Source organism: Streptomyces sp. P17, assembly GCF_032436805.1.
Lineage (GTDB): Bacteria > Actinomycetota > Actinomycetes > Streptomycetales > Streptomycetaceae > Streptomyces.
In genome coordinates, this window is record NZ_JAVRBF010000040.1 from 1 (window position 1) to 17,971 (window position 17,971).

A 17,971-nucleotide genomic window follows, 5' to 3' on the forward strand; every position below is an offset into this window, starting at 1 on the left:
ATGTTCTTGCCCGCGGTCAGCCACGGGAACAGGGCGTGCTCCTGGAACATCAGCGCCGGGCGCCCGTCGGTCGTGATGGCACCCGCGCTGGGCTCGTCCAGCCCGGCGACCAGGTTGAGCAGGGTCGACTTGCCGCAGCCCGAGGCTCCCAGGAGGGTGACGAACTCGCCGGGCGCGACATCGAGGGTGATGTCGTCGAGGACGAGTTGTTGTCCGGCGGGGCCGGCGAAGGACTTCGAGACATGCTCGATGCGTGTGGCGTACGCGTTCGCTGTGCCGCTGTCGGCAGCCTTGGCGATCGTGGTGGCCATGGTCGTCACCTCCTGGGAACGTATCGGGTCCGCTACTTGACGCCGAGGCCGGCGTCGTCGACCTCGTCCTTGCCCTCGGCCTTGAGGACCTTGTTGAGGGGAGCGAGGTCGTAGATGCCGTCGAGGTCGGGCTCTTCGAGCAGACCGGCCTTCACCGCGTGCTCGGCCTCGGTGTCGAGGGTCGCGGCCAGCGGGTCGTCGAGGAACGTGATCGACTTCCAGGCCGGGTCGATGACCTCGGCGGGCAGCGCCTTGCCGGACTCCTGCTCCAGGGCCTTGTTGGCGGACGCCTTGGCCTTGTCCGGGTTGGCGTTGATCCACTCGTTGGTCTTCACCGAGCCGCGCAGGACGGCCTCGACGATGTCCGGGTGCTTGTCGAGGAAGTCCTGCCGGACGATGATGTTCGTGATCACGAACTTCTTGTCCGGCCACAGGTCGGCCTCGTCCAGCAGCACCTTGGCGCCCTCGGCGACCAGCTTGGACGCGGTCGGCTCCGGCACCCAGGCGCCGTCGATGGAGCCGGACTTGTAGGCGTCAGGGGTCACCTTGTTGTCGGTGCGGACGACGGAGACGTCACCTTCGCCGCTCTGCGCGTCCACCTTCCAGCCCTGCTCGGCGACCCAGTTGAGGAAGGCCACGTCCTGGGTGTTGCCGAGCTGCGGGGTGGCGATCTTCTTGCCCTTGACGTCCTTCACAGACGTGATCTTGCCGGGGTTGACGACGAGCTTCACCCCGCCGGACGCCGAGCCGGAGATGATCCGCAGGTTCTTGCCGTCCGCCTTGGTGTAGCCGTTGATGGCGGGGGAGGGGCCGATCCAACCGATGTCGATGGACCCGGAGTTGAGGGCCTCGATCTCGGAGGGGCCGGCGTTGAAGGTGGAGGACTTGATCGTGGTGCCGCCGAGCTCCTTCTGGAAGATGCCCTCCTCAACACCCACCAGGGCCGTGGCGTGCGTGAGGTTCGGGAAGTAGCCGATGCGCACCTCGTCGGCAGAGAGCTTCTCGGCGTCCGCCGCGACCTGGGCCTGCTTGTCGTCGTCGGTGGACTCCGAGCCGTAACCGCAGGCGGTGAGCAGGAGGGGGAGCGCGGCTATGGCGGCGAGGGTGCGCAGGATGGTGAGCGGTCTTGCGGCAGACACGGAGGTGTCCTCTCGGGATTCGGTGGATCAGGGGTACGCGGCACGCACCCGCGCCCGGGCAGGCGCGGGTGTTGCTGAAGGGCGGTGCGGGGAGACCGGCAGGCCGGCGAACGGGCTCAGACAGGCCGACAGATGGCGCTCGACGTACGACGAAGGTCGATGTGGCGGCGGGAGGTCAGAAGGGGCAGCGAAAGCTCTGCGCGGACGGACGATCCCATGGCCACCCCCATCGATTCCTAGTTTTCCTACCTGGTTGCTAGGGATCGTGGCAGAAGTCGGCCGCCACCCCAATAGGGTGTTCGTATGCTGGACGGCCTGATCTTGCATTTCGGGATCAGGCTGACGCCCGGTCGCCTAGACCGGCAGTGTGAACGGCGGATGCTCGCCGTTGAGGAAGTAGTCCCCCACGTCGCGGAGCCGGTGGACCACCGGCTCGTGCAGGGTATGGGTGCGGGCGTTGCGCCAGAAGCGGTCGAGGCCCAGGCGTGAGGACGTGGAGCGGGTGCCGATGATGCCCGGGGCGCGGGCGGTGGATTCGTGCGCGGCCTTGGTAGCGGCGGCTTCGGCGACGGCCACCAGGACCGAGATCTCGGCGCACTCGTCGTAGGTGAGGTCCGCTCCGCGGTGCAGTCCGCTGTCCAGGGCCGTCAGCGCCTCGGTGGCGAGTGCGGAGGCGGCGCGGGTGAGGACGGTGAGTTCGCCGTACTCGGTCAGTGTCTGTGGGTCCTGGGGTGAGCCGACCGGCCACTCCGGGTGCCAGGGGGAGGGGCCTGTCCTGCTGTATTCACGGGCCTCGGCCAGCATTCCTTCCGCGATGCCGAGACGGAGCTGGACCGAGACGAGCCGCCCCAGCGGCGCGGCCAGTGAGGTCGCGGGGGACAGGACGTCCTCGTCGACGGAGAGGGAGCCGAGCACTTCGTCGGCGTCCACGCGGACGCCGTCGAACTCCACGCTGCCACCGGCGGCGAGCCGCTGGCCGAAGGGGTCGGAGTCGTCGTCGATCCGTACGCCCCGGCGCGTGGGGTCGGCGACGACGGCGAGCGGTTCGCCGGTGTCGGCGCGCACCGCTCGTACCGTCAGCCGGTCGGCGACGAGCACACCGGTGGTGTAGCTCTGCCGGCCGTTGAGCACATATCCGTCGCCCGAGGTCACCAGCGTCAGCCGCGGCTCCTGGCGGGCGATGCCACCGCCCCAGCACCACTGCTCGGCCGCCGATCGCTGCTCGATCCGCGCGGCGAGCGCCGGCTCGGCGAAGAGCCGGGCGGTCCACGACAAGACGTAGTGACAGCCGAGCAGTTGACCGATGGCGCCGTCTGATGCGGCGAGCTCCCGGATGACCGCGTAGGCCGTGGGCCAGTCCGCGCCGCCGCCTCCGCGCTCGACCGGGACGAGGAGCGTCAGCAGTCCCGCTTCGCGCAGGCGGGACAGCTCGTCGAAGGGCGCCTTGCCTGCCTGCTCCCTGGCCACCGCGTCCGTGGCCAGGTCGTCCGCCGTTTCACGGGTGACCCGCAGCCAGTGCGCACGGTCGGGTGCGGCCGGCGGGGTGGGCCGGGACGGGGCAGGGGCGACGCCCATCGAAGTGCTCTCCTCAAGGCCGGCCGCGGAGTGCGGCGTCGGAGCCGACTTGCCGGCCGGGCACGTACTTGTAGCCCACGCTGCGCACTGTGACGATCCGGTCCCGGTAGGCCTTGCCGAGCTTGCGGCGCAGCCGCGCGATGTGGACGTCCACGGTGCGGCCGTCACCGACGTGGTCGTAGCCCCAGATCTCCGCCATCAGCCGCTCGCGTGTATGCACGTGCTGGGGATGGCGGACGAGATGCGCCAGCAGCTCGAACTCCAGGTAGGTGAGGTCGAGTTCGCGTCCGTCGACCTCCGCGACATGCCGTGCGGGATCGATGCGGACGTCGTCGTCCTCCCTCCGCCGGACGGGAGGTGCCACCGGGTGCACCCCGGCGCGGGCGAAGAGCTCGGCGGGGTCGGTGCCCTCGGGCACCATCACGAGGTAGCCGACGAGTGGCGGGGAACCGGGTGCGGTGTCCTGCGGAATGTCGTCCACCAGGCGCAGATGGCGCACATCGGACACAGGGGTGGTGGGAAGTGCCGTGGTCATGGCGTTCGTCCTTCAGAGGAGTCGAAGAGAGAAGGAGCGGAGTGGCAACGCGCGATGCGTGCCTTACGCGCGACAGCAGGCGGCACTGACGACGTGACCAAAGTCGACATGCCGACGACGTACGAGTCGTTGCTGCGTGTGGGGCATGGTCACCATCCTGCGCAACGGGTACGAGCCCCGTCAATGCTTTCCTAGTAACTCGATAGGAAAAGTAGAGAAGCCTGCTGTCAGGGCTGCGTCGCGGAGCCGCGCGCGTAGCGGCGCTCGACGTAGAACTGGCCCACACCGGTAGGCCACAGGGTGAGCAGCAGCCCGTCGAGCACGGCGGCGGTGGTGAAGTGCCGGGCCACCACATCCCACTGGAACGCCCGGTTGCGGACGACGGAGTTGACCACCATCGCGAACACGAGCAGTGCGGCGGCAGCGGTCACCCAGCGGCCGAGGTGCCGGCGCGGGACGATGCGCGGGTCGTCGTCGCCGGTGCCGGACCGCTTTGACGGCGGTGCGTCGAGGGCGGGGGAGACTTCGGAAGGGGTGACCATCAGGAGGCGCTCCGGGGGGCGTTGGGAGTGATCCGCCCGGTGTCGTCACACGCGCCGCGTCCCTCAACGCGGCACGGGAAAACGATCGTACGGGCCTGCGCCGAGCCCGCGTCAACCACGCCCCTCGCGGCCCGTCGAGGTGGTCCGGCCTCCGAGCGCCGCTTGACGAAAAGCTGGATGCCCTGCTCAATTGGTTCGCATGAACCCCCAGCCGCGCCTGGTCTCACGCGACCACATCGACTTCGGTCGAGTGTGGTCCGCGGCGTGTTGCGCCTGACGCGGCAGCGGGCCGTCTGACCGGCCCTTCCCTCCCTCGGTGACCCCGTCGCGGGCCGAGTTCTCTTCCCACGCGCGCTGCCGCAGCACCTCTCTTTCTTCCGACGCCCGGCGTCGTCACGCCCGCACCATCGACCCGTCCTCCGTCTGACGGCCTGTCACCCATGCCCGCGTGCGCTCGTCTCCGAAAGGCCCCCTGTCATGCCCGTGGACTTCCTCGGCATCGCCGCCACCCACGACGGTTCCGAAACCACCCCGCGCTCCGGCGCTGCGCCACCCGGACGACCGCCTCACCGCCCACGGCCACCAGGTGATACCGCTGGACGTCCGCACCCTCCCCGCCGAGGCACTCCTCGGAGCCGACTTCCGCCACCCGGCGATCGTCGAGACCACCGCCCTGTTCGAGCGGGCGGACGGGGTCGTGATCGGCACGCCCGTCTACAAGGCCGCCTACTCCGGCCTGCTGAAGGCCCTGCTCGACCTGCTTCCGCAGTACGCCCTCGCGGGCAAGACCGTGCTGCCGCTGGCCACCGGCGGCACCACCGCCCACGTCCTCGCCATCGACTACGCCCTGCGCCCCGTCCTGAACTCCATGGGTCCCGCGCACATCACCCCGGGCTGGTTCACGTTGGACAAGGACATCACCGTCGGCGACGACGGAACGCTGACCGTCGCACCGGGCTCCGCCGAGGCCCTGGCCCAGGTCACCGACCAGTTCTCCCTCGCCCTCGGCGGCCGCCCCGCGCTCGCCGCCGCCGGCTGAGCACCCGCCCCACCGCACGACCCCGATCGGAGACCCCGTGACCCTCACGTTCCACTGGTTCCTGCCCACCAACGGCGACAGCCGGCACGTCGTCGGAGGCGGCCACGGCACCCCCGCCACCGCCTCCGGACAGGACCGGCCCCCGACGGTCGCCTATCTGAGCCAGATCGCCCGCGCCGCGGAGGACCTCGGCTTCACCGGCGCGCTCACGCCCACCGGCGCCTGGTGCGAGGACGCCTGGCTGACCACCGCGATGGTCAGCCGGCACACCGAGCGGCTGAAGTTCCTGGTCGCCTTCCGCCCCGGCTTCGTCTCACCCACCCTGGCCGCGCAGATGGCGTCCACCTTCCAGCGGCAGACCGGCGGACGGCTGCTGCTGAACGTCGTCACCGGCGGCGAGGGCCAGGAGCAGCGGGCGTACGGCGACTTCCTCGACAAGGACGCCCGCTACCGCCGTACCGGCGAATTCCTGGACGTCGTCCGGCAGTTGTGGGACGGCAAGTCCGTGGACCTCCAGGGCGAACATCTGCGCGTGGAGGGCGCCCGGTTGGCCCGGGTGCCCGACCCCGTGCCCGAGGTGTACTTCGGCGGCTCCTCGCCGGTTGCCGGGGAGATCGCCGCCCGGTATGCCGACGTCTATCTGACCTGGGGCGAACCGCCCGCCCAGGTCGCCGAGAAGATCGCCTGGATCCGGGGCCTGGCCGCACAGCAAGGCCGTGCGCTCCGCTTCGGTATCCGGCTGCACGTCATCACCCGCGACACCGCCGAGCAGGCGTGGGCCGAGGCCCGACGGCTCCTCGACGGCTTCGACCCGGAGACCGTGCGAACCGTGCAGGCCGGGCTCGCCCGCAGCGAGTCCGAGGGCCAGCGGCGCATGCTCGCCCTGCACGGCGGCAGCCGCGACGACCTGGAGACAGCCCCGAACCTGTGGGCCGGCATCGGCCTGGTGCGCGGCGGCGCGGGCACCGCCCTGGTCGGCAGCCACGACGAGGTCGCCGACCGGATCGCGGAGTACCACCGGCTGGGCATCGACGAGTTCGTGCTCTCCGGCTATCCGCATCTGGAGGAGACGTACTGGTTCGGCGAGGGCGTCCTGCCCCGGCTCGCGTCACGCGGCCTGTGGAGCCACCCCTTCCGGACCGAGGCGGCCGCCCGGACCCCGATCCCCTTCTCCACCGCAGGGAGCACGAGGCGTCCCTGACCGCCTCCGCCACCTCCACCATCCGCCCCGGCTCCGGTGCCGTCCAACTCGGCCACCGCACGGCCCTGTCCACGGTCGAGGAGTTCGGCCTGATCGACGCCCTGCACCCCGGCCGCCTCGACCTGGGCCTCGGCCGCTCCGGCGGACGCCCACCGGGGCAACCCGCACAAGCCCCGCCCCGATCCCCTGCGAACGGCCTGCTCATCCCGCCCCTCTTCAACCCCCAGCATCTGCTGGGCTCCCCGAGGATCGCCCTCCAGCGCAAGCTCCTGATGCTGCCGAACGCCGAGTCCCAGGACTACGCCGAGCAGATCGACGACGTGCTGGCCCCGCTCGCGGGCACCTACCGCTCCCCGGACGGCATCGAGGCACACGCCGTGCCGGGCGAGGGCGCGGACGTCGAGGTGTGGATCCTGGGCAGCAGCGGCGGCCAGAGCGCCGCGGTCGCCGGCGCCCGGGGGCTGCGCTTCGCCGCGAACTACCACGTCAGCCCGGCCACCGTCCTCGAAGCCGTGGACGGCTACCGGGCCTTCTTCCAGCCGTCGGAGTTCCTCGACACCCCGTATGTGAGCGTCTCGGCGGATGTCGTCGTCGCCGAGGACGACGAGACGGCCCGCGAACTCGCCGAGGGCTACGGCCTGTGGGTCCGTAGCATCCGCACGGCCGAGGGCGCGATCGAGTACCCGACCCTGAAGGAGGCCCGCGCCCACGACTGGACCGACGCGGACCGGGCGCTCGTCCAGGACCGCGTCGACACCCAGTTCGTGGGCTCGCCCGGCCGCGTCGCCGACCAGCTCGAACAGCTCCAGGAGGCCACCGGGGCCGACGAGTTGCTCATCACCACGATGAACCACGAACACACGGACCGGGTGCGCTCGTACCGTCTGCTCGCGGTGGAGTGGGCACGGCGCTGAACCGTGCCCACCCTGATCAGCCCGCGGAGCCGGTCACCGGGTAGTGGTCCGACAGATTCGTGTACGTGTACTCGGTGCCCCAGCTCGACACCGTCCAGGGCGCGCTCTGCTCCTTGACGACGTCGTTCTTCCACACGGCGGGACGGGCATGGCCCGCGCGCTGCAGGACGTAGTCCAGGTCCTCGCGCGGGTCGTCAGGGTAGCGGTCGCGGGCTATGGAGTTGTCCTGCGTGTCGAAGGAGTACGGGTGCCCGGTGCGGGCGTCGGCGCCGACCAGGCCGCCGTCGGCGAGCATCGAGTTGTACTCCGCGGTGCGCGAGTCGACGTTCAGGTCGCCGGCGACGATCACCTGCTCGTTCGCCGGGATGCTCTTGGCGTCCAGGAACGCGTCGATCGTCTTGAACTGGCGGCTGCGCATGGCCGCCGCCTCACCGGCGTCGCACCCCGGATCCGTCGACTGGGTGTGTGTGCCGACCACATGCACCTTGGTGCCGTTCACATTCAGCACGACGTACGCGAAGCCCTTGTTGGACCACCAGTCCGCGCCGCACGCGTCCTTGTAGACGTACTGCTCCTGGCGCAGGACCGGCCACTTGCTGAGGACCGTGACGCCGCCGTCCTCCGGCGTCGTCGCCGAGTACGCCCCGCCGGTGGCGTCCCAGCCGGTCTTGCTCCGGCCGACCACGGGCGTCTGGTACGGATAGGCGCCCGCGGCGGCCGACTTCAGCGCGTCCGAGGAGGAGTTGTCGAACGCCTCCTGGATCACCACCACGTCGTTGCCCTGGAAGAACGGCGTCTTGACGATCTCGGCGGCGCGATGGTCCTGCCCCCAGTTGGGGTAGAGGCTCTTGCTGAACAGAAAGACGTTGTACGACAACACCTTCAGCGCCGGCGTCCGGTCGGCGGCCGACGCGGTGGGCGTCGCGCCGGCGAGACCCGCCACGGCGAGCGAGAGGGCGAGCACGGCCGATCCCTGTGCACGGCGCTGTGCGGAAAACGTCACTGGTTCTCCCTGTGATGGAAGGGGTCTTGAGTGGCGTCGCACATCAAACCATCAGGGATTACTGTCAGGTAACCAGTTTGGGGGAATCGGATGGCCTACGGCGGTACACGCGCCGAACCTGTCTAGACAAGCCAGGTTCCGTTTCGCATCAGATGCCGCTGCGGCAGCTCCCGCGGCTCGTGCCAGGCCTGCACCGCCAGCGGGCGCACCCGGAAGAAGGCGTACGGCGCGCGCTCCGCGCGCGGGTCCCACCCGGTCTTCGCCAGGAACGCCTCCGCCGCCGCGGCCGGCACCTCCCCGGCCGTGAACGCCTCCGTCTCGCCGTCGATCAGGACGACGTCGCGCGTGTCCCCGAGCGCCAGCCGGGTGCGACCGCCGTCGCGCAGATTGCGGCCCGTGGGATTGGTGGCACGGGTCGACAGCCACAGTGCCTCGCCGTCCCAGACGAACCAGAGCGCCACGAGACACGGCAGCCCCTCGGCGTCCGCCGTGGCGACCCAGATGTCGACCTCCCGGTCCAGTCGTTCGAGCACCTCGCGCCTGCGCTGTTCCGGAGTGCGGATCGCGTCGTTGATCATCATGGCGGGGACGCTACCGATCGCCGGGCGGGGGCACCTCGGGCCGTGGTCCCAGGCCTGTGGAACCAGCCGTACCGCGCGGACTGGCGCGAGGTGGGTTTTACGTATAACCTCTCCCGTCATTCGCACGTCCCGAAAGGCACCGATGAGACGCGTCGCCCTGGTCACCCTCGTCGTCGACGACTACGACGAGGCGATCCGCTTCTACACCGAGGCCCTCGGGTTCCGGCTCGTCGAGGACAGCCCCCGCCCGGACGGCTCCCGCTGGGTCGTCGTGGTGCCCGGCGACCAGGGGACCGGACTGGTTCTCGCCCGCGCCAAGGGTGACTCCCAGGCCGCCCGGGTCGGCGACCAGACCGGCGGGCGCGTCGGCTTCTTCCTGCACACCGACGACTTCGCCCGCGACCACGCCCGGATGCTCGCCGCGGGCGTGACCTTCCTGGAGGAGCCGCGCCACGAGCCCTACGGCTCGGTCGCCGTCTTCCGGGACCTGTACGGAAACCGCTGGGACCTGCTCCAGCCCGCCGGCTGACCTCCACCGCCGCTCCGAACCGCCCCGCCCAAGGAAAGACCCGCCATGACCGCTACGCGCGTAGACACCGATGTGATCCGTCGCCTCCCCAAGGCCGTCCTGCACGACCACCTCGACGGCGGCCTGCGCCCCGCCACCGTGATCGAGCTCGCGGCCGAGGTCGGCCACACCCTGCCCACCACCGACCCCGACGAGCTCGCCGCCTGGTACTTCGAGGCCGCGAACTCCGGCGACCTGGTCCGCTACATCGCCACCTTCGAGCACACCCTCGCCGTGATGCAGACCCGCGAGGGCCTGCTGCGCACCGCCGAGGAGTACGTGCTCGACCTGGCCGCCGACGGTGTCGTCTACGCCGAGGTCCGCTACGCCCCCGAGCTGAACACCAACGGCGGTCTCACGCTCGCCGAGGTCGTGGAGACGGTCCAGGAGGGCCTGGCGGCCGGAATGGCGAAGGCGGCCGCGGCCGGTACCCCGGTCCGCGTCGGCACCCTGCTGTGCGGCATGCGGATGTTCGACCGGGTGCGCGAGGCCGCCGACCTGGCCGTCGCCTTCCGTGACGCCGGTGTCGTCGGCTTCGACATCGCCGGCGCCGAGGCCGGCTTCCCCGCCGCCGACCATCTGGCCGCCTTCGAGCACCTGCGCCGCGAGAACGTGCCCTTCACCATCCACGCCGGTGAGGCCGACGGCCTGTCCAGCATCCACCAGGCGCTCCAGATCTGCGGCGCCCAGCGTCTCGGGCACGGTGTGCGCATCACCGACGACATCCCCGACCTCGCGGCCGGCAAGCTCGGCCGCCTCGCCGGCTGGGTCCGTGACCGCCGGATCGCCCTGGAGATGTGCCCGACCTCCAACCTCCAGACCGGTGCCGCCACCTCCATAGCCGAGCACCCCATCACCGCCCTGAAGGACCTGGGCTTCCGCGTCACCCTCAACACCGACAACCGTCTGGTGTCGGGCACGACGATGACGCGTGAGATGTCCCTGCTGGCCGAGCAGGCCGGCTGGACGGTGGAGGACCTGCGCACGGTCACGGTGAACGCCCTGAAGAGCGCCTTCATCCCGTTCGACGAGCGCAAGGCCCTCATCGAGGACGTCGTCCTGCCGGGCTACGCGCTCTGAAGCAGCCCGCGGACATAGGCGGCCTGTCCGATGTGCTGGAGATCGTCGGACAGGACGCTGACCAGCCGTACGCCCAGGCTGACCGGCGGGTCCCAGCGCTCGTCGACGATGCGCTCCAGATCCTTGGCGGCCAGCTCGCGCAGCGCCCCGAGGCTCTGGGCGTGGACGGCGTCGTAGTACCCGGTCAGCAGGTCACCCGACGCGACCTTCACCTTCGCGACCTTCGCGGCGGTGTGCCCGTAGCCGGTGTCGTGGCGGGGCAGGTCGAGTCCGAAGGTCTTCTGGAAGTCCTGGGTGAGCCACACCTGGTCGAGCCCGAAGGCGTCGGCGATGTGGTCGTCCTGGACGCGGGTGAGATGCCAGACGAGCCAGGCAATGGAGTTGGCGTCCGGTCCTGGCCGGGCGTGCAGGTCGTCGGGGCCGAGGCCCTCGACGGTGGCGTGGACTTCTTCCTGGATGCGGCTGAAACCGTCGATGAGGATGTCCTTGGCATGCATGGCTCCACCTTCGCGCAAAGCCGGCCGTCACGCGCCCTCGATGTCCAGCAACTCCATCAGCGCCCGCGCCGCCGGGCTCGTGGCCTGCGCGGGCGGCAGCAGGGCCACCGTCTCGTAGACCCGCTCGCCGGTGCCCTTCACGGGCAGCGCGGTCAGTGACTCCCGTTTGTGCCGGAAGTGGCGCGGTACGACGGCGATGCCGAGGTTCTCGTCCACCAGGTCCAGGAGGCTGTGCACGTCGTTGACCTCCAGGGCGACCGCCCGCCGTACGCCCGCGGCGGCGAACGCCGCGTCGGTGGTGCGGCGCGGCCCCCAGTCCGGGTGGAAGTCGACGAACACCTCGCCGCCCAGCTCCTCCGGAGTGACCGCGGCCCCGGCTGCCGCGAGCCGGTGACCGGGGTGGCACAGCACCGTCATGGGCTCACTGGTCAGTGGTACGGCGCGCAGCTGGTCGGTGTCCTCCTGCGCCGTACGCACGGCGAAGGCCAGATCGAGGCGGCCGGCCGCGACCTCCTCCGCCAGCGCCCCCGAGCCCGCCTGGCGCAGACAGATCTCCACATCCGGATGCTCCCGCCGGAAGGCCGCGAGCAGCCCCGCCACATGCACGCCGGCGATGCACTGCTCCGACCCCAGCGCCAGCATCCCCCGCAGCACGCCCTGCACCGCGGCCACCGCCTCATGGGCCGACCGCACCTGCGCAAGGATCCGCTCCGCCTCGCCCAGCAGCGCCCGCCCGGCCGGGGTGAGCGTCACGCTGCGCGTCGTACGGACGAACAGCGGGGTCTGGAGCTCCCGTTCCAGTGAGCGGATCGAGGCCGAGAGTCCCGACTGGGACACCATGAGCCGCTCGGCGGCCCGGGTGAAATGCTGGTCCTCGGCGACCGCGACGAAGTGCTGGAGATGGCGCAGTTCCATGACTGAGAAGCGTATCCGCTGAATTCCATCGGATTCTTCTGTTGGACCGATGCCCACAGGTCACGAAAGAGTGGACACCGGTTTTCAGGGAACCTGGTTCCACCGTGCCCACCCCTCTGGAGTCGCGTTGTACACCGCACACCCCGACCGCTACGCGGACATGCCCTACCGGCGCACCGGACGCAGCGGTCTCAAGCTCCCCGCCCTCTCGCTCGGTCTGTGGCACAACTTCGGTCCGGACCGCCCGGTCGAGACCCAGCGGGCCATCCTGCGCCGCGCCTTCGACCTCGGCGTCACGCACTTCGACCTGGCCAACAACTACGGCCCGCCGCCCGGCTCCGCCGAGTCGGCGCTGGGCGAGGCGCTGACGGCGGACTTCGCGCCGTACCGCGACGAACTCGTCATCTCCACCAAGGCCGGATACCTGATGTGGTCCGGCCCGTACGGCGAGTGGGGCTCCCGCAAGTACCTGCTGTCCTCACTGGACCAGAGCCTTGCGCGGATGGGCCTGGACTACGTCGACATCTTCTACTCGCACCGCCCGGACCCGGAGACTCCGCTGGAGGAGACGATGGGCGCGCTGCACTCGGCCGTCCAGCAGGGCAAGGCGCTCTACGTCGGCATCTCCAACTACTCCCCGGAGCAGACCCGGGAGGCCGCGCGCATCCTCGGTGAGCTGGGCACCCCGCTCCTGATCCACCAGCCGCGCTACTCCATGCTCGACCGCCGTCCGGAGGAGGAGGGTCTCCTCGACGCCCTCGACGAGCTGCGCATCGGCTCCATCGCCTACTCCCCGCTGGAGCAGGGTCTGCTGACGGGCCGTTATCTGAACGGCATCCCGGAGGACTCCCGAGCCGCGAGCGACAGCCCGTTCCTCAACTCCGAGGCCCTCACCGAGGACCTGGTCACCCGGCTGCGCACCCTCGCCGACATCGCCAAGGGCCGCGGCCAGACCCTCGCCCAGATGGCCCTGGCCTGGGTCCTGCGCGGCGGCCGGGTGACCTCGGCCCTGGTCGGCGCGAGCAGCCCGCAGCAGCTGGAGGACAGCGTGGCAGCGGTCGGCAACCTGCACTTCGACGCGGAGGAGCTGGCCCGCATCGACGAGGTCGCCAAGGCCTGAGACGGATGTTCCCCTGAGCGGCTGGGCTCGTCACGGGCTCAGCCGCTCCTCCAGCCTCACGGTCACCGTGTCGCCCTCCTCCTTGCCGATCGCCCGCCGCACCTCCGCCTTCACGGGCAGCATGTGGGTGCCGTCCCCGAGGGCCATGAAGGAGCTGTGGAAAGGGTGGCCGTCGATCGTGCCACGGACCTTGACCAGGCCCCGGGTGCCGAAGAAGGCGACCGACTCCGGCCAGACGACGTAGGTCCAGCTTCCCCTCTCGGGCCGCTTGCGCAGGACGGCGGTGAATTGCACGTCCACATTTCCGGCTGTGCCCATGATGTCCTCCACTCGCCTTTCGTTCATGCCGTGCTTGACGCGATCCCGTCACGTTTCGGCCAACGATCTCGGTGAATATGCCAGGAGACTGGCCGGAAAGTCATGGTGACAGTGTTTCAGTAGTGAACATACTCAACTGCAGAGGGCGCTTCACGCGGAGCGAAGAGTCGATCACGCACAGCACTGAGCCGCACGGAAAGCGAGGCCCGCCCCACCGGCGACAGCACCACGGGGGAGTGAGACGTGCACGACGAATTCCTTTGCCATGTCACCGCGTACGGCACCTGCGGCGGCCGGCGCATCGGGGTACCGCTCGGCACCTACCGGGCACCCACCCTCGCCCTCGCCCTGTGGTGGCTGCGCGACCGTGCCTCCTGGATCGCGGAGCGATTAGACCCCCACCCCGACGCCGAGCACTTCCCGCCGAGCGCCCTCGTCCCGGTCGCCGCCACCGTGCCCGACGTGCCCGGCGTGCTGCGGGCCTGGTGCGGCGACGCCGCCCAACAGGAGCTCGTGGCCGAGCAGTTGGCCGCAGGACGGCTGGTGCGCATCGCCACCAGTGACGACACCACCGAGTACGAACTGCTCGCCGAGTCCATCGACGCCCTGCGTATGCAGCGGACCATCCCCGCCCTGGCCGTACCGGTCGCCTGACCCGCCGCGCCAGGCGCATAGGAGTGCTAATCGGTAGAATTCTGGCATGGCGGAGCGACCGCTCGCACCGACTGCGCCCGTACTCGTGATGGAGACCGAGTCGGGCTCCACCGTGATGACCCCGAGCCGCGACTACCACGTCGGACGCGACCCGCTGTGCGACATCGTCATCGACGACGCCCGCGTCTCCTGGCACCACGCGGTCCTGCACCCCGAGGCCGACCACTGGACGCTTGAGGACGAGAACAGCACCAACGGCACCTACACCGACGGCCACCGCATCCACGAACGGGGCGTGGGCCCCGGCACCGTGATCCGCTTCGGCAACCCCGCCGACGGCCCCCGCGCCGTCCTCCTCGACCGCCCCGAACCCGGCCCCGAGCGCCCCTCGGCCGTCTCGATGCCCGCGCAGACCGGCACCTTCCGGCAGCCGACCAGCGTACGGCCGCTGCCCACCCGTACCGTCCGCATCGGCCGCGCCGCCGACAACGACCTCGTCCTCGACGACCTCGTCGTCTCCCGCCACCACGCCGAGCTGCGCGCCCTGCCCGACGGCGGCCACGAGATCGCCGACCTGGGCAGCCACAACGGCACCTTCCTCAACGGCGGCCCCATCACCGCCGCCCCCGTCCTGCCCGGCGATGTCATCGGCATCGGACACTCGGCGTTCTGCCTGGTCGGCGACGAGCTCCAGGAGTACGTCGACACCGGTGAGATCTCCCTGGAGGTGCAGGACCTCACCGTCGCCGTCGACCACGGCCGCAAGACCCTCCTCGACCGCGTGTCCTTCCCGGTGGGGGAGAAGTGCCTGCTCGCGGTGGTCGGACCGAGCGGCGCCGGAAAGTCCACCCTCCTCAACGCCCTCACCGGACAGCGGCCCGCCGACCACGGCACCGTCGTCTACGACGGCCGCGACCTCTACCGCGACTACGCCGAGCTGCGCCAGCGCATCGGCCTGGTCCCGCAGGACGACATCCTGCACTCCCAGCTGACCGTCCGCAGCGCCCTGTCCTACGCCGCCGAACTCCGCTTCCCGCAGGACACCGCCAAGGCCGAACGCCGGGCCCGGGTCGACGAGGTCATCGGCGAACTCGGCCTGGAGCAGCGCGCCGGACAGCCCGTGCACAGCCTGTCCGGCGGCCAGCGCAAGCGCGTCAGCGTGGCCCTGGAGCTGCTGACCAAGCCCTCCCTGCTCTTCCTCGACGAACCGACCTCAGGGCTCGACCCCGGCATGGACCGCTCGGTGATGCACATGCTGCGGGACCTCGCCGACGACGGCCGCACCGTCATCGTCGTCACCCACAGCGTCCTCAGCCTCGACGTCTGCGACCGCCTCCTGGTCCTCGCCCCCGGCGGCCGGATCGCCTACTACGGCCCGCCCGACGACGCCCTCGCCTACTTCGGCTTCGACCAGTGGCCGGAGGCCTTCGAGGCCTTCGAACGCGACCAGGACCGCGACTGGGCCGGCGACTACACCACCTCACCCCTGCACCACCGGTACGTCGCCGACGCCACCGCACAGCCGCGGCTGCCCCGCTCCGGACCGGTCGTCATCACCCCGCCACGCCGGCCGCGCAGCCGCGGCGCCCAGCTCGGCACCCTGATCCGCCGCTACACGGCCGCGCTCAGCGCCGACCGCACCTTCCTCGCCATCATGATCGCCCTGCCGTTCGTGATGGGCGCCATGGCCCGCGCCCTGGCAGGCAGCGCCCTGACCCGGGACACCGCGCTGAACGCGCTGCTCATCCTGTGCGTCGGCGCGGTCCTCACGGGCGCCGCGAACGCCGTCCGGGAACTGGTCAAGGAACGCGTGATCTACCGACGGGAACGCGCCGTCGGCCTGTCCAGATCGGCGTACCTGATGTCGAAGGTCGTCGTCCTCGGCACCATCACCGTGCTCCAGGCCGTGGTGCTGACACTGGTCGCCCTGCTCGGCGTGGACCTCAACGCTCCAGGCGGCGAGGGTGTGTTGATGTCGCCCCTGGTCGAAATCATCATCGCCGTCGCCCTGCTGGCCTTCACCGCGATGATGCTCGGTCTGCTGGTCTCCGCGCTGGTGCGCAAGGAAGAGGTGACGATGCCGCTGCTGGTGCTGCTCGCCATCGTCCAAGTGGTGTTCTGCGGCGCCCTGCTGAAACTCGACGGTGTGCCCGGCCTGGAGCAGCTCGCCTGGCTGGTGCCCTCGCGCTGGGCACTCGGCGCGATGGCCGGCACCGTCGACCTGGCGCGGATCGTCCCCGGCGATCTCACCGGCGACCCGCTGTTCGGCCACTCGGCGGGCGTGTGGCTGCTCAACATCGCCATGCTGCTCGTCCTGTCGGTGCTCTTCGGCTACGTGGTCTCCCGGCTGCTGCGCCGCCAGGAACCCGTCGTGATGCGGAAGTAGGCGCGAGGCCCATGGCGACACCCGGATTCCGGCCCACCCACGTCGTCCCCGCCCACGGGATGCCCGCCTGGGAGGCCCCCGACCCGGCCCGGCCCACGGTGCCCCTCGACCCGCTGCTGCCGGTACAGATGCTCGAACGGCGCGGTGACTGGGGCCACGTCCTGTGCGCCAACGGCTGGTCCGCCTGGGTCGACGGCCGTCACCTGGTCGCCGTACCCCAGGACCCGCCCACCCCCGACGCCGCCCTGGCCCGCACCGCCGACCCCCGTCCCCACCTCACCCGCGCCGAACAGCACCTGGCCCGCTACCGGGCCGCGCTGGAGGACCTCGCGGCCGGCGGGCTGGACGGCGAGTCCTTCCGCGACCGCACACACGGCCTGCGGATCGGCGTGGTCGTCGAGGGCGAGCATGTGTGGCTGTACGACTCCGAGCACGGGCGCTGGGTCTACGCCGACGGGCTGCGGCTGAGCACGTTCGCCACGGACGAGGCACCCCGCGCCGCCGCCGCGGACCCCGGCCACGCAGCCACACAGGTGGTGGCCCCGGACGGCCCCGCCGCCACGCAGGTGGTGACCCCGGATGGCCCGTGAGACGAGCCTCTTCTCCGGCAGCCCCTCCGAGCTGATCGGCAGGCAGGTGGCCGGCTACCGCATCGAGCAGGAGATCGGCCGCGGCGGCATGGCCGTCGTCTACCGCGCCCGCGACCTGCGCCTGGACCGCGCCGTCGCGCTCAAGCTGCTCGCCCCCGAACTCGCCCGCAACGACACCTTCCGCCGCCGCTTCACCCACGAGTCCCGGGCCGCCGCCGCGATCGACCACCCGCACATCGTGCCGGTCTTCGAGGCGGGCGAGACGGACGGCGTGCTGTACATCGCCATGCGCTATGTCGCCGGCAGCGACCTGCGTCATCTGCTGGACCGCCAGGGCCCGTTGGCGCCCCCGACGGCCGTGCGGATCGCCGCGCAGGTCGCCTCCGCGCTGGACGCGGCGCATGAACACGGGCTGGTCCACCGGGACGTGAAACCCGGCAACATCCTGGTCGCCCGTGGTACGGACAGCGATCACCCCGAGCACGCCTATCTGACCGACTTCGGACTGACGAAGAAGTCGCTGTCCCTGACCGGGTTCACCACCGTCGGCCAGTTCGTCGGCACGCTCGACTATGTGGCGCCGGAGCAGATCTCCGGCAAGCCGGTCGACGCGCGCTGCGATGTGTACGGCTTCGCCTGTGTCGTCCATGAGTGCCTGACGGGGCGGCCGCCCTTCCGGCGGGACGACGACATGGCGCTGCTGTGGGCGCATCAGTACGACGAGCCGCCGCCGCTGACGTCGGCGCGGCCGGATCTTCCCGCGCAGGTCGACCCGGTGTTCGCCAAGGCGCTGGCCAAGAGTCCTGACGACCGGTACGAGTCGTGTCTGGCGTTCGTCGCGGCACTGCGGGCCGCCTTGCGCGGAACGCCGGGTGCCGGTCATCCGGCCACCCAGGTGGACACGAAGGTCGTGGCGGACCGGGCGGCGGAGGGGCCCAAGGCGCCGCCGCGGTGGGCTGAGCCGGTGGTGGTTCCGCGGGGCCGTGCGGGCTGGTAGCGCCCA

The 17,971-nt window shown here is 70.8% G+C and carries 21 protein-coding genes; 10 read left to right on the forward strand and 11 right to left on the reverse strand.

Going from position 1 to position 17,971, the window contains the following annotated elements; all coding sequences use genetic code 11:
* The 6 genes from RMT89_RS24820 to RMT89_RS24840 form a co-directional block, all read right to left on the reverse strand.
* A partial coding sequence (locus tag RMT89_RS24820; protein ID WP_315886001.1) for an ATP-binding cassette domain-containing protein occupies nucleotides 1–311 on the reverse strand: 311 nt, incomplete at its 3' end.
* A gap of 32 nt (nucleotides 312–343) precedes the next feature.
* Nucleotides 344–1,450, reverse strand: coding sequence for an ABC transporter substrate-binding protein (locus tag RMT89_RS24825; protein WP_315886002.1), 1,107 nt, complete (start codon nucleotides 1,448–1,450; stop codon nucleotides 344–346).
* A 116-nt stretch (nucleotides 1,451–1,566) separates the two neighbouring features.
* Complete coding sequence (locus tag RMT89_RS46045; protein ID WP_399498478.1) at nucleotides 1,567–1,680, reverse strand: putative leader peptide; 114 nt, start codon at nucleotides 1,678–1,680, stop codon at nucleotides 1,567–1,569.
* A gap of 124 nt (nucleotides 1,681–1,804) precedes the next feature.
* Nucleotides 1,805–3,025 (reverse strand): acyl-CoA dehydrogenase family protein, encoded by a 1,221-nt coding sequence (locus RMT89_RS24830; RefSeq protein ID WP_315886003.1) that lies wholly within the window; start codon nucleotides 3,023–3,025, stop codon nucleotides 1,805–1,807.
* Between the two features lie 13 nt (nucleotides 3,026–3,038).
* A complete protein-coding gene (locus tag RMT89_RS24835; protein ID WP_315886004.1) occupies nucleotides 3,039–3,560 on the reverse strand; it encodes a winged helix-turn-helix domain-containing protein in 522 nt (173 codons plus the stop codon).
* A 227-nt stretch (nucleotides 3,561–3,787) separates the two neighbouring features.
* On the reverse strand, nucleotides 3,788–4,102 hold the full coding sequence (locus tag RMT89_RS24840; protein ID WP_399498479.1) for a hypothetical protein: 315 nt from the start codon (nucleotides 4,100–4,102) through the stop codon (nucleotides 3,788–3,790).
* Nucleotides 4,103–4,646: 544 nt separating this feature from the next.
* Between RMT89_RS24840 and ssuE the strand changes: the two genes are divergently transcribed.
* From ssuE to RMT89_RS24855, 3 genes are read left to right on the forward strand one after another with little or no spacing between them, the layout of a single operon-like run.
* On the forward strand, nucleotides 4,647–5,141 hold the full coding sequence (ssuE, locus tag RMT89_RS24845; RefSeq protein ID WP_315886075.1) for an NADPH-dependent FMN reductase: 495 nt from the start codon (nucleotides 4,647–4,649) through the stop codon (nucleotides 5,139–5,141).
* A 37-nt stretch (nucleotides 5,142–5,178) separates the two neighbouring features.
* On the forward strand, nucleotides 5,179–6,342 hold the full coding sequence (locus tag RMT89_RS24850; protein WP_315886005.1) for an LLM class flavin-dependent oxidoreductase: 1,164 nt from the start codon (nucleotides 5,179–5,181) through the stop codon (nucleotides 6,340–6,342).
* Nucleotides 6,261–7,256 carry an LLM class flavin-dependent oxidoreductase gene (locus RMT89_RS24855; protein ID WP_315886006.1) on the forward strand — a complete coding sequence of 332 codons (996 nt, stop codon included), beginning with the start codon at nucleotides 6,261–6,263 and terminating at the stop codon, nucleotides 7,254–7,256. Before RMT89_RS24850 ends, RMT89_RS24855 begins: the two co-directional genes overlap by 82 nt.
* Before the next feature lie 16 nt (nucleotides 7,257–7,272).
* Here the strand turns inward: RMT89_RS24855 and sph are convergent, their stop codons facing one another.
* Nucleotides 7,273–8,259 carry a sphingomyelin phosphodiesterase gene (gene sph / locus RMT89_RS24860; RefSeq protein WP_315886007.1) on the reverse strand — a complete coding sequence of 329 codons (987 nt, stop codon included), beginning with the start codon at nucleotides 8,257–8,259 and terminating at the stop codon, nucleotides 7,273–7,275.
* A gap of 122 nt (nucleotides 8,260–8,381) precedes the next feature.
* Nucleotides 8,382–8,840, reverse strand: coding sequence for a pyridoxamine 5'-phosphate oxidase family protein (locus tag RMT89_RS24865; protein ID WP_315886008.1), 459 nt, complete (start codon nucleotides 8,838–8,840; stop codon nucleotides 8,382–8,384).
* Nucleotides 8,841–8,982: 142 nt separating this feature from the next.
* Between RMT89_RS24865 and RMT89_RS24870 the strand changes: the two genes are divergently transcribed.
* Together RMT89_RS24870 and RMT89_RS24875 are read left to right on the forward strand one after the other, a co-directional pair.
* Nucleotides 8,983–9,369 carry a VOC family protein gene (locus tag RMT89_RS24870; RefSeq protein WP_315886009.1) on the forward strand — a complete coding sequence of 129 codons (387 nt, stop codon included), beginning with the start codon at nucleotides 8,983–8,985 and terminating at the stop codon, nucleotides 9,367–9,369.
* 45 nt (nucleotides 9,370–9,414) lie between these two features.
* On the forward strand, nucleotides 9,415–10,488 hold the full coding sequence (locus RMT89_RS24875) for an adenosine deaminase (protein WP_315886010.1): 1,074 nt from the start codon (nucleotides 9,415–9,417) through the stop codon (nucleotides 10,486–10,488).
* Here the strand turns inward: RMT89_RS24875 and RMT89_RS24880 are convergent.
* Nucleotides 10,476–10,985, reverse strand: coding sequence for a mycothiol transferase (locus tag RMT89_RS24880; protein ID WP_315886011.1), 510 nt, complete (start codon nucleotides 10,983–10,985; stop codon nucleotides 10,476–10,478). The genes RMT89_RS24875 and RMT89_RS24880 overlap by 13 nt on opposite strands.
* A gap of 27 nt (nucleotides 10,986–11,012) precedes the next feature.
* Nucleotides 11,013–11,900: a LysR substrate-binding domain-containing protein gene (locus tag RMT89_RS24885; protein ID WP_315886012.1), complete on the reverse strand. Its 888-nt coding sequence runs from the start codon at nucleotides 11,898–11,900 to the stop codon at nucleotides 11,013–11,015.
* 127 nt (nucleotides 11,901–12,027) lie between these two features.
* Between RMT89_RS24885 and mgrA the strand changes: the two genes are divergently transcribed.
* The gene (gene mgrA / locus RMT89_RS24890) at nucleotides 12,028–13,020 is read left to right on the forward strand and encodes an L-glyceraldehyde 3-phosphate reductase (RefSeq protein WP_315886013.1); all 993 of its coding nucleotides are present in this window, start codon (nucleotides 12,028–12,030) and stop codon (nucleotides 13,018–13,020) included.
* 30 nt (nucleotides 13,021–13,050) lie between these two features.
* On the opposite strand, the gene RMT89_RS24895 is transcribed toward mgrA, so the two are convergent.
* Nucleotides 13,051–13,338, reverse strand: a complete 288-nt coding sequence (locus tag RMT89_RS24895) for a DUF1905 domain-containing protein (RefSeq protein WP_315886014.1) — start codon at nucleotides 13,336–13,338, stop codon at nucleotides 13,051–13,053.
* A gap of 243 nt (nucleotides 13,339–13,581) precedes the next feature.
* Between RMT89_RS24895 and RMT89_RS24900 the strand changes: the two genes are divergently transcribed.
* Genes RMT89_RS24900 through RMT89_RS24915 form a run of 4 tightly spaced genes read left to right on the forward strand, consistent with a single transcriptional unit; the run spans nucleotide 13,582 to nucleotide 17,965 of the window.
* Complete coding sequence (locus tag RMT89_RS24900) at nucleotides 13,582–13,992, forward strand: hypothetical protein (protein ID WP_315886015.1); 411 nt, start codon at nucleotides 13,582–13,584, stop codon at nucleotides 13,990–13,992.
* 46 nt (nucleotides 13,993–14,038) lie between these two features.
* A complete protein-coding gene (locus RMT89_RS24905) occupies nucleotides 14,039–16,378 on the forward strand; it encodes an FHA domain-containing protein (RefSeq protein WP_315886016.1) in 2,340 nt (779 codons plus the stop codon).
* An 11-nt stretch (nucleotides 16,379–16,389) separates the two neighbouring features.
* The gene (locus RMT89_RS24910) at nucleotides 16,390–16,968 is read left to right on the forward strand and encodes a hypothetical protein (protein ID WP_315886017.1); all 579 of its coding nucleotides are present in this window, start codon (nucleotides 16,390–16,392) and stop codon (nucleotides 16,966–16,968) included.
* A complete protein-coding gene (locus RMT89_RS24915; RefSeq protein ID WP_315886018.1) occupies nucleotides 16,958–17,965 on the forward strand; it encodes a serine/threonine-protein kinase in 1,008 nt (335 codons plus the stop codon). The genes RMT89_RS24910 and RMT89_RS24915 overlap by 11 nt, the downstream gene beginning before the upstream one ends.
* Nucleotides 17,966–17,971: the final 6 nt, after the last annotated feature.